Genomic DNA, 16,049 nt, shown 5'->3' with positions numbered 1-16,049 from the left:
ATTATTGATAGGAGATGAGGATATGAGTCAGCCAACAGAACAGCAACCGATCAAATTACAGTTTGTAGATAGTGGTCAAGGAGAACCAATTGTATTATTACATGGTTTTCTAGGAAGTTCAGCATATTGGGATGAAGTGCTACCTCTTTTATCCCGACATTATCGTTGTATTGTGCCTGATCTGCGTGGCCATGGTCATAGCCCTGTATCGACCGAACCTTATACGATAGAAGATATGGCGGCGGATGTGGTAACTTTATTAGATGAACTTGGACTAAAACAAGTCACTGTACTGGGTCACTCAATGGGCGGATACGTAGCCTTAGCACTGGTTGATCAATATCCTTCTTATATCAAATCATGGGGACTTGTACATTCGACAGCATACGAAGATACAGAAGAAGCGAAGCAGAAGCGCTTGAACACTATTACACAGATTCGTACAACCGGTATTATCGACTTTGTAGATGGATTTGCAGAAGGATTATTTGCTCCGCATCTAGTCTACAAATTACCTGAATCAGTATTAAAGGTAAAAGAAACCGGTTATATCACTTCTCCAGAAGGTGCATGTGGAGCGGCTGCGGCTATGCGTGAACGTCCTGAACGATTGCATATTATCCAAAATGCCAATGTTCCTGTATTATTAGTAGCCGGGGCCGATGATCCAATTGCTCCACCTGATCGGATGTTTGTCGCAGATTCTACGAATATTACAACAGCAGTTATTCCAGATATTGCACATATGAGTATGATGGAAGCACCTGAACAATTGGTCAATATTATTCATGATTTTATGCAAAATCAACGAAAAGATTAATATTAAAGGCGGGATAGGAATGTTCAGAAATGATTACCTTATGGGTATGATTGAAGATATGGCATCGGTAATTTCTAAAGTGTTCGGATTAAAGCAACAGAAGAAATTAACAGAAGCTCTCTGGGAATTGGATGATATGGTTCGCCAGAAGTTCCAATTGAACAATGGACTAATTAACCGATTGCCAGCAGAAGAAGTGATCGAACTATTCCGTATCGGTTCAGTTGTTGAAGTTGATCGTCTGCAAGCATTAGCAAGATTGATGCGTGAAGAAGCAGACATTTATGAATTAAGCGAGCAAGAACAAGAAGCAGCAGTACGTCGAATCAAGTCTTTACATTTATTTTTGTATTGTGCTGTAAATGATGCTGATCGGACGATGTTTGATTATCCAGAGCAGATCGATCAATTGACCGATGAATTGGCAGACTATGCACTTCCAGCGGCGGTAGAGCATCTATTTGTCCAGTATGAAGAGCAAGAAGGCTACTACGATAATGCAGTAGATGCTCTGCAACGTCTGACCGAGCTTGATGCTGTACAAGGTCATACCGAAGGTCAGGCGCTGTATAAGCGACTATTATTATTAACTGATGAACAGTTAGAAGAAGGTGGCGTCTCGCGGGCAGAACTGAATACAGCCTATGCCGAGCTTGAAGCCCAGTCAAATTAAGTTGAAAGACAGAAAGCGAGCTGTACACCATGGATTCACTGCAACGATTAATTACTCAATGTATCGAAGCTGGCGAGCTTATTACAGCAACACTAAGTCAACTTCGCAAAAAAGATAATGATGCTTTTACCAAAGTCATCATCAAACCTGTCGAATTGAAAAAGCAACTACATTATCAATTCGCTTATCATTACAGCAACAAAGTCACTCATGATAATCTGCTACCGGCAGAAGCAATAACAGTACTATTTACATTATTGCAAGAAACGATGCGTCAAGGCTTACTTTGTACCAAAGAAGCAGATTATCAAGTATTGATCAGCAAAAAGTATAAAGTGTCTATTTTAACCAAAACACCAACCAAAACATCAACCGATCTCAATCATAATCGCAAAAAGCAATATATTCTTGAAGATGGCGAACCTGTTCCTTTTTTGATTGAACTAGGTATTATGAATGCAGACGGTAAAGTATTGGCTCGTAAATATGATAAGTTCCGCCAGATCAATCGCTTTTTGGAAATGGTACAAGATGTTTTACCATCTTTGCCTGTGAACAAAGAACTCACGATTGTTGATTTTGGTTGTGGCAAATCGTACCTTACATTTGCACTGTATCATTATTTGAATATTCAACAACATCGTCCGCTTCATATTGTCGGTCTTGATCTCAAAGCAGATGTGATTCAACATTGTAATCAACTAGCAGAAAAGCTTCATTATGATCAATTGAAGTTTTTAGTAGGAGATATCGCTGATTATAATGAGCTAGATCAGGTCGATATGGTAGTGACATTGCATGCTTGTGATACAGCAACAGATGCCGCATTAGAAAAAGCAGTACGCTGGAACGCGTCTGTTATTTTATCGGTTCCTTGCTGTCAGCATGAACTATTCAGTCAGATTCAGAATGATACAATGAGCCCACTATTATCGCATGGTATTCTTAAAGAGCGCTTTTCTGCACTTGCTACTGATGCGATACGTGCCAAATTGCTTGATCTGTTAGGGTATAAGACACAATTGCTTGAATTTATAGATATGGAACATACACCTAAAAATATTTTAATTCGTGCAGTTAAATCAGACACAGAGCAACCCGCCGAAATGTGGCAGGAATATACAGCATTTCGAGATATGATTCAAGCCAAGCCATACCTTGAAAATGCGTGCAAAGATCTTCTACAGCCTTATCAAAAATCATTAGTATAATCTATATTTTATGGTATAATCCAAGCTGGATTCGTTGTTCAACAGCGAGTTCAGCTTTTTTCATGGTCAGAGGACTTTCAGTCACTTTGGTACACAGTGGAATGCCGTCGATAGGCTGTGCTAAAATAACAGAACATCGTGATAGCTGGCTTACTTGTACCGACATGGGAATACATAAATAGGGGATACAGAGATACAGAATGATACACATCTAACAAAAGCTAAGGAGGATTGGTGGCAATTATATCTGATATTATCGCCCAATTATTGCATTGGGTTCAACAACTTGGGTATTTTGGAATTATGCTTGGATTGATGATTGAAGTGATTCCAAGTGAGATTGTACTGGCTTATGGAGGATATCTAGTCTCCACAGGAGCGATCAACTATTTTGGAGCTGTCTTTTTCGGAACAGTGGGCGGTGTTATCGCTCAGCTATTTATTTACTGGATAGGACGGTATGGTGGTAGACCTGTTTTAGAAAAGTACGGCAAATATATTTTGATCAAAAAAAGCCATATCGATCATGCTGAAGCATGGTTTGATAAATATGGTTCGGGTGTTATTTTTACTGCACGCTTTATTCCGGTTGTTCGTCATGCAATTTCGATTCCAGCAGGGATTTCGAGAATGTCACATATGCGCTTTATTTTACTGACTGCACTTGCAGTGATTCCGTGGTCAGCACTCTTTGTATATTTAGGAATGGTGCTTGGTAGTCAATGGGAAAATATTGATGATATCGCTAGCAAATATACAGTACCACTGATTATTGCAGCTATTGTGCTGTTAGCAGCTTACTTTTTGGTTAAATGGAAGATGAAGAACAAAAAGAAGGGTGGCTAAATTCATGAACAAACCAAACTTAGCAGATAAATGGGAAAAAGGAATTTCTCCTCAGGAATTTATGGAGGGGATGACTCAAAATAAAGACGAATTTCATCATGGATACGAGTTGTTTAACTGGACAGATCTAGATGACCACGAGTTTTTCAAATTGCTTGCTCATCGCGATGATTTGCGCTCACTGATTCTGGCAGCAGATTGGTGCGGAGACGTAGTTCGCAACGTACCTGTGGTATTGCGTGCATTTGAAGAAGCTGAGATTCCAACCAAAATTCTAATTTTGGAAGAAAATTTTGATACGATGGATGATTATTTAACAATGGGTGGTCGCTCTGTGCCTGTTGTCATTATTACAGATACAGGTGGACATGTTCTGGCTCAGTGGGGCCCTCGTCCAGAACACGTACAAGAATTAATGATCGCTTTCAAACAGGAAAATCCAGATCGCGAAGCACCAGATTATCAAGAAAAAATGGCAGTTGTCCGTAAAGGGATGGCTGAACGTTATGGTGAAGGTTCTGCTTCTCACGCTATGATTATTCGTGAATTGCGTGACATTTTATCGGGGGTGTAATACATTTTGTTCAAAATAGAAAGTTTTTCGTTAGGGCCTTTACAGACTAATGCATATTTACTAATCGCTGAAAATAGTTCCGATGCGATTGTGATCGATCCAGGTATGAATCCAGGCGCATTGGTTCGTCGCATACAATCGTTGAACCTTAACGTAGAAGCGATTTTACTGACCCATGCTCATTTTGATCATATGGGTGGACTTGAAGAAGTGCGTACCTTATGTAACTGCCCTGTATATCTTCATGATCTAGAAGCAGAGTGGTTAACCAATGCCAAATTAAACGGTTCTGCGAATTGGTCTCAAGTGACACCGCCGATTACAGCTGAACCTGCTGAGTACGCGTTAGATGAAGGGCAACAATTGAAATTGATTGGACATACCTTCACTGTTTATCATACGCCAGGTCATTCACCGGGAAGTGTAAGCTTTCTTTGTGGAAAAGATTTATTTGCAGGAGATGTATTGTTCCGTATGGGTGTAGGTCGTACCGATCTTACAGGCGGTAGTGAACGTCAATTGATTGATTCGATTCGTACCAAGCTGTATCGTTTGGCAGATGATGTAACTGTCTATCCAGGTCATGGGCCCAAAACAACTATCGGTGCAGAGAAGTCCAGTAATCCTTACGTTCCTGCTTAATCTAAATATCATTCGTAACAATCTTCGAAAAGAATTTCAACACGCAAATCGAGATCATTTCTCAGGTTTGCGTGTTTTTTATTGATTAGCATTAGCGACTGACCAGTAAATGACACAAATCGACTTGAGATATAGAAATAAACGTTGTGCAAGTGTAATTAGCCTGATTTTTAGTAATAAAATTGGACATCATTATTTTTTTTTAGTATGATACAGAAATAAAGTAGATAAAGCTAGGGGGAGTTACACGATGCTGCATTTAGGAGAAAAAATCGTAGTTGTCGCTGATACCTTTGAGCAAAGTCTGCCTGTAGGAGATTACGGATATGTTATTGCATATGACCGTAACCCTGATAATGCCTTCGATTATGTCATTCGTATTCCTAAGGTCAATCGTAATTTTTTTGTTCCTTCCGGTGATATTGAGCCAGAAGAACGGTTGCTCCAACAGGAAGCTGAACGAGTCGGACGCGAGGCGCTAATCGATTATGCTCTAGCGACACATAATGAGAAATTATTTTATCATATTATGAATGGTGAAGAACTTCCTTTTGTGGAAGAACCTTTGACGGATACTGTAGCGCAAGCAGATTTTGTAAAACAAATTAATTTGCGTGCATGGATTTAAAGAGTCGGCTTGCCGGCTCTTTTTTATTATCTACAAATAACTAACGATTTATTATAGAACTTCAATTGAATTGTCACCTTATGTACCCTATAATTAAAAAAGTTATTTTCAGCGAGGGAGGAACCATAATTGAGTATTAATATCAATGATGTAGAGCATGTAGCCAAACTAGCACGTTTGGATTTGAGCGAGCAGGAGAAAGAAATGTTTACTGCTCAGCTTAGTGCGATTTTGAAATATGCAGAAAAATTAAAAGAATTAGATACAGAAGAGGTAGAGCCGACTACTCATGTATTGCATCTAAGTAATGTAATGCGTGAAGATGAAGTTCATGAAAGTCTTCCGATTGAAAAAGTGTTGCTGAATGCACCAGATGATGAAGACGGGCAATTCAAAGTACCTGCTGTACTGGAATAGATGCTACAACAAGATTAATGACTATGAATAACAGAATTGAAGGAGGAACCTGCATTGACTTTATTTGATTTGAGTCTGAATGAAATACATAATCGGCTTCATGCCAAAGACTTGGCAGTCACCGACCTTGTAGCTCAAGCATTCAAGACAATCGGTGAACAAGACGACAAAATACAAGCTTACCTTACACTTAACGAAGAAGGCGCAACCCAATCTGCCAAAGCACTAGATGAAAAGCTAGTGAGCGGAGAAGCGCACGGATTACTTTTCGGGCTTCCTGTAGGTGTGAAAGATAATATTGTTACAGAAGGACTCCGCACTACATGTGGTAGTCAATTTCTCAAAAATTACGATCCTATTTATAATGCAACTGTAGCAGATAAGCTTCGTCAAGCAGATGCTGTTACGATCGGTAAGCTAAATATGGATGAATTTGCTATGGGTGGCTCTAATGAGAATTCTAGCTTTGCACCTGTTCGCAATCCTTGGAATTTGGATTATGTTCCTGGAGGTTCCAGCGGTGGTTCAGCAGCAGCCGTAGCCGCAGGAGAAGCATACTTTACACTGGGATCAGATACAGGTGGATCTATTCGTCAGCCTGCTTCTTATTGTGGAGTGGTAGGATTGAAGCCTACTTATGGGTTGGTGTCTCGTTTTGGTCTAGTTGCTTTTGCCTCTTCCTTAGATCAGATTGGCCCTCTTACCAAAAATGTAGAAGATTCGGCGTATGTTTTGCAAGCAATCGCAGGCTATGATGCCAAAGATTCAACATCTGCTAAAGTCGATATTCCTGACTATGTAAGTGCATTGTCTGGCGAAATCAAAGGTCTCAAAATTGCGGTTCCTTCTGAATATATCGGTGAAGGTGTCGATGCAGAAGTGAAGCAATCTATTATGGATGCTTTGGCTGTGTTGGAAGGATTGGGTGCAGAGTGGGAAGAAGTGTCTTTACCACATACAGAATATGCAGTAGCTACGTATTATTTGCTTGCGTCTTCTGAGGCTTCTTCCAATCTAGCACGCTTTGATGGTGTACGTTATGGGGTACGTGCAGAGAACCCTGGCAATCTATTAGAGTTATATCATCAATCTCGTAGTGAAGGATTCGGTGATGAAGTCAAACGTCGTATTATGCTTGGAACATATGCGTTAAGTTCTGGTTATTATGATGCTTATTACCTCAAAGCACAAAAAGTACGTACATTGATCAAACGCGATTTTGATAATGTATTTGAAAAATATGATGTTATTATTGGACCTACTGCGCCAACAACAGCTTTCAAATTAGGTTCGCAATTAGACGATCCGTTAACAATGTACCTTAATGATATTTTGACGATTCCTGTAAGTCTTGCAGGTGTTCCAGCGATCAGTGTTCCTTGTGGATTTGCTTCTGGTCTACCTGTAGGGATGCAAATTATCGGCAAAGCCTTCGACGAACAGACGGTTTTGCGCGTGGCACACGCTTTTGAACAAAATACCAATCATCAACAACGGCCGCAGCTCTAAAACCGTATAAAGAAGGAGGAACCTATCAGTATGTCCAAATACGAAACAGTAATCGGACTGGAAGTTCACGTTGAACTACATACCAAGTCCAAAATCTTTTGTGGCTGTTCTACAGCATTCGGTGCACCTGCTAATACACATACTTGCCCTGTTTGTCTCGGTCATCCAGGTGTATTGCCTGTACTGAATCGTCAAGCTGTTGATTATGCAATGAAAGCAGCAATGGCTATTAACTGTAAAATAGGCGATGTTAGCAAATTTGATCGCAAAAACTATTTCTACCCTGATTCCCCGAAAGCATATCAGATTTCTCAATTTGACCAACCGATCGGCGAACATGGTTGGGTTGATATTGAAGTCAATGGTACAACCAAGCGTATCGGGATCACGCGTCTACATTTAGAAGAAGATGCAGGTAAATTAACACATACATCCGGTGGATATGATTCATTAGTTGATTTTAACCGTGTCGGTACACCACTGATTGAGATTGTATCGGAGCCTGATATTTCTTCACCGGAAGAAGCCCGTGCTTATTTGGAAAAGATTCGTGCGATTATGCAGTACTGTGATGTATCTGATGTGAAAATGGAAGAAGGATCACTTCGTTGTGATGCGAATATCAGTCTGCGTCCAGCAGGTCAACAAGAATTTGGTACTCGTGCTGAACTCAAAAATATGAACTCTTTCCGCGGTGTACAAAAAGGATTAGAGTATGAAGAATATCGTCAGGCAGAGATTTTGGATGATGGCGACAAAGTTATTCAAGAAACACGTCGCTGGGATGAAGCTCAAGGCAAAACATTATCGATGCGTGGCAAAGAAGAGTCGCATGATTATCGTTACTTCCCTGATCCAGATCTAGTGACATTGCATATTGATCAAGCATGGAAAGATCGTATTCAAGCATCTATTCCTGAATTACCTGATGCACGTAAAGCTCGTTACACTTCAGAATATGGATTGCCTGAATATGATGCAGGTGTGATCACCTCTTCCAAACCATTAGCTGATCTATTCGAAGATAGCCTGACGTATACCAGTGATGCCAAATCGGTAGCGAACTGGATGCAAGGAGAATTACTCGGTTATTTGAATGCCAATAGTCTTGAATTAGCAGCAGTTCCTTTAACAGGACAAGCGCTAGGTGAATTGATAGGACTGATCGAAAAAGGCACTATTAGTAATAAAATTGCCAAAACTGTATTTAAAGAAATGCTACAGTCTGGTAAATTGCCACAACAAATTGTAGAAGAACAAGGATTAACTCAGATTAGTGATGAAGGTGCAATCAAAGGTATTGTTGAAGCTGTAATCGCTGCGAACCCGCAGTCTGTAGAAGATTACAAAGCAGGCAAAGACAAAGCGATTGGCTTTTTAGTCGGACAAGTCATGAAGCAAAGTAAAGGCAAAGCGAATCCAGGTATGGTTAACAAACTATTGGCTGAATTATTGCCTCGCTAATCTGGCATCATCCCGGAATGATAAAGAAATATAGGGGCATGCCATCTGGCATGTCTCTTTTATTGTTTTGTGCTTTTGAATACATTATATCTGGCGATCAAGGAGTGATCTTGTGATTCAAAAGTGTGTATTAGAAGATGATCATACCGTTCAACAAATATGGGCGCTACAACATATTGCTTATCGCTTAGAAGCCGAATTGATCGGGTTCAAAGAACTTCCACCATTGATGGATACGATCGAAAGTATTCGTCGTTCTGGCGAAACGTTTTATGCGTATTGGAATGAGTACGAAGAAATTCAAGGTGTTATTTCTATAGAGCGAGAAGAACATGATACATTAACAATCGCTCGAATGATGGTTCACCCGTCTGCTTTTCGGCAAGGGATTGCTAGTCAATTGATAGAGCATGTATTTGCGGAATATCCTGCTGTTCCTTTGTATATCGTATCGACAGGGAAGTTGAATCAACCTGCTGTTGCTTTGTATGAAAAGTATGGCTTTCGTCCAATAGAGACTTTTGAAGTAGCACCTGGTGTGAAATTAACAACATTTCATCGGCTAAATCCTTCTCTCGCACAAGCAAAGGAGGAATTTACTGACTAATGTCTGATCCCTGGTATATTACGAATATTCATATTTTACTTCGTTTACTTGCATCTATGCTTATGGGCGGATTAATCGGTTGGGAACGAGAACGTTCCAGCCATGCAGCAGGACTCCGAACACATATTTTAGTATGTGTAGGCTCTACTTTAATTATGATGTTATCCGTATATGGATTTGCTGAATTTGTCAAAGAACCAAATGTACGACTTGATCCGGCTCGGCTAGCTACAGCAGTTATTTCGGGTATAGGATTTTTGGGTGCAGGAACTATTTTATTTACAGGGAAAGCAATCACCGGTTTGACTACAGCCGCTTCACTTTGGGTAGTGGCAGCGATTGGTTTGGCGATCGGAGCCGGATTTTATTTTGCTGCTTTTGTCTGTACATTGATCGTTTTGTTGAATTTGTGGGTACTTAATATCGTAGAACAACGTTATATTCGTCGTAGCAAAGATCATCAGATTACGATCGAAGGCATAGCAGGCACATTAACATTAGATAAAATCTCTCGCTTTATGGATAGCGAACATATCCAGATCAAAAAAGTAACTTATGTCAAAGAACGAGGCGGTATCAGTATGACCTCCGAGTTATTAGTCACCGAACTACGCTTGAATGTGATTATTAAGCATGAATACGATTCGTTAGAACTGATAGGAAGTATTCAGAAGATTGAGGGAGTTACTGCAGTTGCGATTGAGTAAAAGCAAAGAATAAGGAGGCATGATCAACAGTGAAGAAATCCCCTGCCAAACTACCTCTCAAACGTAAATTTATCGCTGTTCTTATCGCTGCTATTCTTCCTGGATTTGGTCATATGTATCTAGGATTGGCGCAAAGGGGAATACAGTTTATTGCTGTTTTACTGCTTGATATTGCTGCCCTTTTTTATTTCACATCGAAAGGCATTCAGATCAACGTACCTCTTTTAATATTGTTGGCGTTAATGATTCCTGTTATTTATTTTTATAATGTATATGACGTTTTACAATCAACAGATTGGATTAATTATCATATTCGTGCACTGATTCCCAAGTACAAGCGTCGCAAGTCATTTGCAGGAGTACGAGGAATTTCGTTCGGTTTGGTATTAATGGCTGAAGGATTATTAATCTGTATGTTTTTAGTACGGCCGTTCTGGCTACGCAATATAGTAAGTTTTTGGGGCGGTTATGTTATTGCCGTCATCTGTATAGTTATCGGAGTAGGACTGCTTGCTTTTCAAATTGTACGTATTTATCGTACGATCCAGAAACAAAAGTCATCTGCTACCTCTCAAGCTGTAGGAGGTGCTAACAATGACCGGTAGAATCAGAGTAGGACGAATTACCGCTTCTCTATTATGGATAGCATTAGGTATTTTAATTTGTATAGATCAATGGAGCAGCGGTAGTCAGTTGCTGATCCTTCTCCAGTGGTGGCCGCTTATTTTAGTGTGCTGGGGTTTGGAGTATATTATCTTTTATATGATTTCTCGGCGTAACCGTATGAGGTTTCGTTTAGATATCAAAGGGATACTGACTGCTGTGATTGCTGCTGCGGCTATTTTTTTCGTGACCGAGCAGAATCAATATTTATATTTATGGAGTAAAGTGAGCTTAGATTTAACAGCCGCTTCTTCTGAATTTAGTGAAGCATCAGGTAACCGAATAGAATTAACACCTGTTTCGATTCCGGTAGATAAAGATACGGACGAATTAACAGTAGAAGGAATCAATGGAGATTTAATCGTTCATCGCGGCGATGTCGACAAAATTGAAGTTCGTCCTGTTGTCTGGATCGATGAGATCGAAGCAGAGGAAGCACAAAAGATTGCAGATGCTACAACTATCGAAGTTTCAGAAGGTGATGAGATTTCGATTCGTCCACAGACTCAGACGTACGGAGAATCGAATAATCGCCAACCACGAATCAATATGGAGATTACATTACCTGAAAAAAGTCGGCTAGATATCAATGTTCAGACCACCAATGGTAAAGTTACGATGACCAATATTGAGGCATTGCGTAATATTGCTGTACGTTCAGGAAATGGTAGCCTGATTATGCGTAATCTTGTAGGAGATATCAAAGCTCAGACAGTTAACGGAAATATGGATATTTCATCTATTTTGGGTACAGTCGATGCGGATACGAAGCAGGGCACATACAAAGCTAGCGATATTAGCGGTGCGGCTAAGTTATATACACAAGTCGGCGATGTTTCACTAATAGGTGGGCTTGGTGATATTGATGTCAATACAAGAAATGGTAACATTCTGGTAGATGAAGCTAATTTTGCAGTCAAAGCTGAATCGTTAAATGGAAATATTGAGATTCGTTCTGTAAGTATTGGTGGAGATTGGTCTGTATATAGCGCTGTTGGAGTTATTCATCTTTATTTACCACCTACAGGCGATTACAAAGTTTCTGGATCGAATAGTTATGGCACGATCAATACCGATTTACCTTTAAAAGTTGAAAAAAGAACAATCACCGGCGAATTTGGTACTGCTGATCATTCGATTCAGGTAGATGGTAATGGTGACTTGAATATTATGCGTAATAGTGATGCTATGATCAAAGATAATGACGATCAGACAATAGATCCATCCAATGCTGAAGAAACGGATACATCCACCAATTCAGAATCTTCTAGCACTACGCCACCAAGTAAGCCAACTAACACAGATGAAGCAGTGACAGAGTCTACCTCGGCTAACTGAAAGAGGTCGCGTTGACAATCCTCTTCATCTAACCGTACAATTAAAGCTGACGAATGTCTGCCTTGTCTGGTCACTTTCTTCTTTTATTAGTTCTTACCGGACATACAGTTTTTTTCGGAAAGTTCAATAAGGCGGTGAATAAGATGACGACAAGTGTTCAACACGCATTAGAACAACTCAAAGTCAGTGGCGTACGGATTACACCTCAACGTCATGCGATTTTAAGTTATTTATTAGAATCAATGGAACATCCAACAGCAGATGAAATTTATCGTTCGTTAGAACCTCAGTTTCCAAGTATGAGTGTAGCTACGGTATATAACAATTTGAAAATGTTTATTGAAGCAGGTATGGTGCATGAATTAACGTACGGTGATAATTCCAGTCGATTCGATGCGAATATCACAGATCATTATCATGTCATTTGTCAGCAATGTGGCAAGATTGAAGATTTTAGTTATCCTTCTTTAGAAGCAGTAGAACAACAAGCAGCTAGGCATACAGGATTTCAGATTTCTGGGCATCGGATGGAGCTCTATGGAACTTGCGCACATTGCAGAGGCTTGAATCAACAGTAATTTCCAAAGCGCGAGAAACCGTATGGTTTTTCACGCTTTTTTTATTGGATGTATTGTTACTAGCAAAGTAAAAGTATAAAGAACATCACGAGCCTGAATCACGAAGCATAAGGAGGATACTTTGAATAGAAAAGAACGAGCACGTCTACGCAAATCAAACAAACGTCGTTGGTGGATACTAGGGTTTGCTGCTCTATTAGTTGTAGGTTGGATCATATTTGAGATTTTCCCTAACCCATTACATAAAGACCCGGATTGGAAAGGACTAACCAAACCTATTTTTATCAAAGGAGAAATACTCCCTTATTCCGCTATAGGTACAGGAGATTCTTTACAGTTGCCTTTGCCAGTTTTGCAAGAACAGATTGATCCTAATATTCGATATGAAGAAGCAACACAATCCGTTATTTTAACAACAGATCATAACCTCGTACAATTACAAAGTGGAAGTAAAGACGCACAGCTTAATATGAAATCGGTACAACTGCGATTTGCTCCTCAACAAGAAGGAGATATATTGTACGTACCGCTCGCTCCACTGAAAGAAACGTATGGCATTAATGTATACGAAGATCCTACTACCGGTGCTGTAATTTTGTTAAAAGCAGGAGAAAAAGTTCAATACGCACATACAGTCACAGGAGGATCAGATCAGACAGTAGCTTTGCGAGCAGAAGCAGATATTCATTCTCGTATTTACAAAGATGTGCCTGATAACGCTCGATTACGTATTTGGGAGACTGGAGAAGGTTGGTATACAGTTCAATTAGATAATGGATACGTTGGTTATATGCAGACCGATAACGTCGTTCTAGATGATTTAGAGACGGTATCAATGCCACAGATGCCCGATAGTCGAGTCAATAGAGACTGGGCTGGCAAAAAAGTAAATCTAACGTGGGAAGCGGTCTATGAACGTCAACCCGATACGACCAAGATTGGTGAGTTACCAGGAGTGAATGTAGTTAGCCCGACATGGTTTGAGATTGTCGATAATACAGGAAATGTACGCAGCAAAGCAGATATGCATTATGTGAATTGGGCGCATAACCGTAACAAAGAAGTATGGGGATTGATCAGCAATAACTTTGATGCTGATATGACCACAGGAGCATTATCAACCTATGAGAATAGAAGTAGAGTCATATCCCAATTACTAGAATATGCCGATCTGTATCAACTAGACGGGATTAATATCGATTTTGAAAGTGTGCATACAAGTGACGGCCCTAACGTAACTCAGTTTGTACGTGAACTAAGACCACTTGCTCTTCAAAAAGATTTGGTGCTTTCTATGGATGTAACACCCAAGTCCAATAGTGAGCTATGGTCCAAATTTTTGGATCGAGAAGCATTAGCACCTTCTTTAGATTACATGATGCTGATGGCGTACGATGAACACTGGGCAGCTAGCCCTGAATCCGGTTCGGTAGCTTCGTTGCCGTGGGTAGAAAAAGCAGTCAATCGTGTACTAGAAGAAGATGAAGTGCCAGCTAACAAATTAATTTTAGGTATTCCTCTATATGCACGCGTATGGACAGAAAAAACCGAAGATGGCAAAACCAAAGTCTCATCCAAAGCATTAGGCATGAATGGCATTGCAGAATTAATCAAAGAAAAGAAATTATCACCGAAGTTAGATCGTAGTACAGGACAGAATTATGTAGAGTATACCGAAGACGGAGCGCTCAAGCGGATTTGGATTGAAGATGAAGTATCTCTCCAAGCAAGAGTAGAACTTGCGCAAAAGCTTAATTTGGGCGGAGTCGCTTCATGGACACGCAGTTTAGGTGACGATCGCGCATGGAGTACATTATCCAAGATAGAGAAGTAAATCGTTAATAACGAATAAGACTTTTTCATCAACTCAAAAACAATATATTAAAAAGTAATAAATCAAAAAGTAATTTTCTTTTGCAAGGCTAGAGCACTTATAGAGCAGTATTCTATAAGCGTTCTAGCCTTTTTTATATTGTGTAGTGACCCTTAATAGTAATAGAAAATAACTACTTTATAGAAATACTCATATTGCAAGCAGGAAAGGGATTCCAAATTGTAGAAATAAGTTCTATAGCTAGAAAAACAATGAGTCAACTTTCAACCAAATGAAGGAGGACAACGTGGAATTAACTAATCTTTCTTTTCTACATGCACATTCCAATAACCACAAAATTATCGGAGCGGTTGCATCGAAAGGCCAAAACCAGCAATTCAACGGTTCACTTTTGCACGATTTTGAAGTTCTTATTATTGTAGTATGCAGTTATCACGAGCAGGTAGAAGTGATCGAACATCGTATTGATGGATCAAATACACATGTGCAAGTTATCTATGTCGATCAAGATATTTTGGAACATTGTATGATCACTGGAGATAACCGCATTATGATTGAACATTTTCTTAAAGGGGAATTGCTTTGGGATACCAATGAACAAGTAGATCATTTAAGAAAACAGTTTGTACACTTTTCCAGTCCTTTGCGTGAACGACGTATATTTTTAGAATTCACGCAATTTTTAACACAATATGTAGAAGCCAAGCATCATATGAAAGAGAATCAAGTAATGGATGCTTATAATAGTATTTTTCAAGCATTACAACACTGGGCAAGAATTGATCTGTCTGAAAAAGGGATCTATCCTGAATCAGCAGTATGGGAACAAGTAAGAATATGCAAGCTAGACGTATACAAACTATATGAGCAACTAGCGTTTAGCACCGAGACGATGGAGCAACGGGTAGAGTTGGTATTACTAGCATGCGAATTTTCAGTAATGTCCAAAATGAAAGAATGTTCAGCCATACTATTCCAAGTACTGCGAAGTCGCAAGCAGCCATGGAGTGTCAAAGAGCTGGTACAGCATCCTAATCTATCTCATGTAGGTAATATGCTACCTATGGTTATTCGCAAACTTGTATTTCGTTCATTGATCAATGAAGTCGTATCATGGAGACCAGAACAAGCAGGTGGAGAAAGAGAAATTCGCTATTGGATTAACCGATAACAACTGAAGAAATCAGTGTTCACAAACGAAGCGGAATACAACTATATTCAATCTATAATAATTTGCTAAATAAGTAGTTGACTTGTATCAACAATCTGTGATAAATTATAAAACGTTCCGCTTCAACGGATACAGCGATCAACACTATAATTTCTTCTATAATGTAAATACAACTTACGAAGGAAGAAAAAAAGTTCTTGAAAAAAAGTGTTGACGAAATGAAATGAGCATGATATATTATAAGAGTTGCTGATGCGATAACGCGTCGGTGCACAAAAGTAAAATAACGAAATGTTTGATCTTTGAAAACTGAACAACGAGTGAGTAAAACAAAGGTCTTAGCCGACCTTTACAAAATAGAGAACTT

Annotated in this window: 17 protein-coding genes; all 17 read left to right on the top strand. The window is 39.6% G+C overall.

Annotated features, from left to right (window positions below; all coding sequences use genetic code 11):
- The first annotated feature begins 22 nt into the window (after positions 1 to 22).
- Complete coding sequence (locus ACFSGI_RS02450) at positions 23 to 820, top strand: alpha/beta fold hydrolase (RefSeq protein WP_204827129.1); 798 nt, start codon at positions 23 to 25, stop codon at positions 818 to 820.
- A gap of 19 nt (positions 821 to 839) precedes the next feature.
- Entirely contained in the window at positions 840 to 1,493 is a 654-nt protein-coding gene (locus tag ACFSGI_RS02445; RefSeq protein ID WP_204827130.1) for a DUF6483 family protein, read from the top strand.
- Between the two features lie 29 nt (positions 1,494 to 1,522).
- Positions 1,523 to 2,704 carry a class I SAM-dependent methyltransferase gene (locus ACFSGI_RS02440; protein ID WP_204827131.1) on the top strand — a complete coding sequence of 394 codons (1,182 nt, stop codon included), beginning with the start codon at positions 1,523 to 1,525 and terminating at the stop codon, positions 2,702 to 2,704.
- 234 nt (positions 2,705 to 2,938) lie between these two features.
- Positions 2,939 to 3,550, top strand: a complete 612-nt coding sequence (uptA, locus tag ACFSGI_RS02435) for an undecaprenyl phosphate transporter UptA (RefSeq protein ID WP_379282338.1) — start codon at positions 2,939 to 2,941, stop codon at positions 3,548 to 3,550.
- Positions 3,551 to 3,554: 4 nt separating this feature from the next.
- Entirely contained in the window at positions 3,555 to 4,124 is a 570-nt protein-coding gene (locus tag ACFSGI_RS02430; RefSeq protein ID WP_204827132.1) for a thioredoxin family protein, read from the top strand.
- A 6-nt stretch (positions 4,125 to 4,130) separates the two neighbouring features.
- Complete coding sequence (locus ACFSGI_RS02425) at positions 4,131 to 4,766, top strand: MBL fold metallo-hydrolase (protein ID WP_379282336.1); 636 nt, start codon at positions 4,131 to 4,133, stop codon at positions 4,764 to 4,766.
- Between the two features lie 250 nt (positions 4,767 to 5,016).
- Positions 5,017 to 5,394: an ATPase gene (locus ACFSGI_RS02420; RefSeq protein WP_204827133.1), complete on the top strand. Its 378-nt coding sequence runs from the start codon at positions 5,017 to 5,019 to the stop codon at positions 5,392 to 5,394.
- Between the two features lie 129 nt (positions 5,395 to 5,523).
- Entirely contained in the window at positions 5,524 to 5,811 is a 288-nt protein-coding gene (gene gatC / locus ACFSGI_RS02415; RefSeq protein ID WP_204827134.1) for an Asp-tRNA(Asn)/Glu-tRNA(Gln) amidotransferase subunit GatC, read from the top strand.
- A gap of 54 nt (positions 5,812 to 5,865) precedes the next feature.
- Positions 5,866 to 7,320 carry an Asp-tRNA(Asn)/Glu-tRNA(Gln) amidotransferase subunit GatA gene (gene gatA / locus ACFSGI_RS02410; protein ID WP_204827135.1) on the top strand — a complete coding sequence of 485 codons (1,455 nt, stop codon included), beginning with the start codon at positions 5,866 to 5,868 and terminating at the stop codon, positions 7,318 to 7,320.
- Positions 7,321 to 7,350: 30 nt separating this feature from the next.
- Positions 7,351 to 8,784 carry an Asp-tRNA(Asn)/Glu-tRNA(Gln) amidotransferase subunit GatB gene (gatB, locus tag ACFSGI_RS02405; protein ID WP_204827136.1) on the top strand — a complete coding sequence of 478 codons (1,434 nt, stop codon included), beginning with the start codon at positions 7,351 to 7,353 and terminating at the stop codon, positions 8,782 to 8,784.
- Positions 8,785 to 8,896: 112 nt separating this feature from the next.
- Entirely contained in the window at positions 8,897 to 9,391 is a 495-nt protein-coding gene (locus tag ACFSGI_RS02400; RefSeq protein WP_204827137.1) for a GNAT family N-acetyltransferase, read from the top strand.
- Positions 9,391 to 10,098 (top strand): MgtC/SapB family protein, encoded by a 708-nt coding sequence (locus ACFSGI_RS02395; RefSeq protein ID WP_204827138.1) that lies wholly within the window; start codon positions 9,391 to 9,393, stop codon positions 10,096 to 10,098. The genes ACFSGI_RS02400 and ACFSGI_RS02395 overlap by 1 nt, the downstream gene beginning before the upstream one ends.
- 29 nt (positions 10,099 to 10,127) lie before the next feature.
- Positions 10,128 to 10,703: a hypothetical protein gene (locus ACFSGI_RS02390; protein ID WP_204827139.1), complete on the top strand. Its 576-nt coding sequence runs from the start codon at positions 10,128 to 10,130 to the stop codon at positions 10,701 to 10,703.
- A complete protein-coding gene (locus ACFSGI_RS02385; protein ID WP_204827140.1) occupies positions 10,693 to 12,099 on the top strand; it encodes a DUF4097 family beta strand repeat-containing protein in 1,407 nt (468 codons plus the stop codon). Before ACFSGI_RS02390 ends, ACFSGI_RS02385 begins: the two co-directional genes overlap by 11 nt.
- Positions 12,100 to 12,242: 143 nt before the next feature.
- Positions 12,243 to 12,677 carry a peroxide-responsive transcriptional repressor PerR gene (gene perR, locus ACFSGI_RS02380; protein ID WP_204827141.1) on the top strand — a complete coding sequence of 145 codons (435 nt, stop codon included), beginning with the start codon at positions 12,243 to 12,245 and terminating at the stop codon, positions 12,675 to 12,677.
- A 121-nt stretch (positions 12,678 to 12,798) separates the two neighbouring features.
- Positions 12,799 to 14,511, top strand: coding sequence for a glycosyl hydrolase family 18 protein (locus tag ACFSGI_RS02375; protein WP_379282330.1), 1,713 nt, complete (start codon positions 12,799 to 12,801; stop codon positions 14,509 to 14,511).
- A 286-nt stretch (positions 14,512 to 14,797) separates the two neighbouring features.
- Positions 14,798 to 15,682: a nucleotidyltransferase-like protein gene (locus ACFSGI_RS02370; RefSeq protein WP_204827142.1), complete on the top strand. Its 885-nt coding sequence runs from the start codon at positions 14,798 to 14,800 to the stop codon at positions 15,680 to 15,682.
- Positions 15,683 to 16,049: the final 367 nt, after the last annotated feature.

The organism is Paenibacillus nicotianae, from assembly GCF_042681745.1.
Taxonomy (GTDB): Bacteria; Bacillota; Bacilli; order Paenibacillales; family Paenibacillaceae; genus Saccharibacillus; species Saccharibacillus nicotianae.
This window is presented reverse-complemented; position numbering and strand designations above follow the sequence as displayed.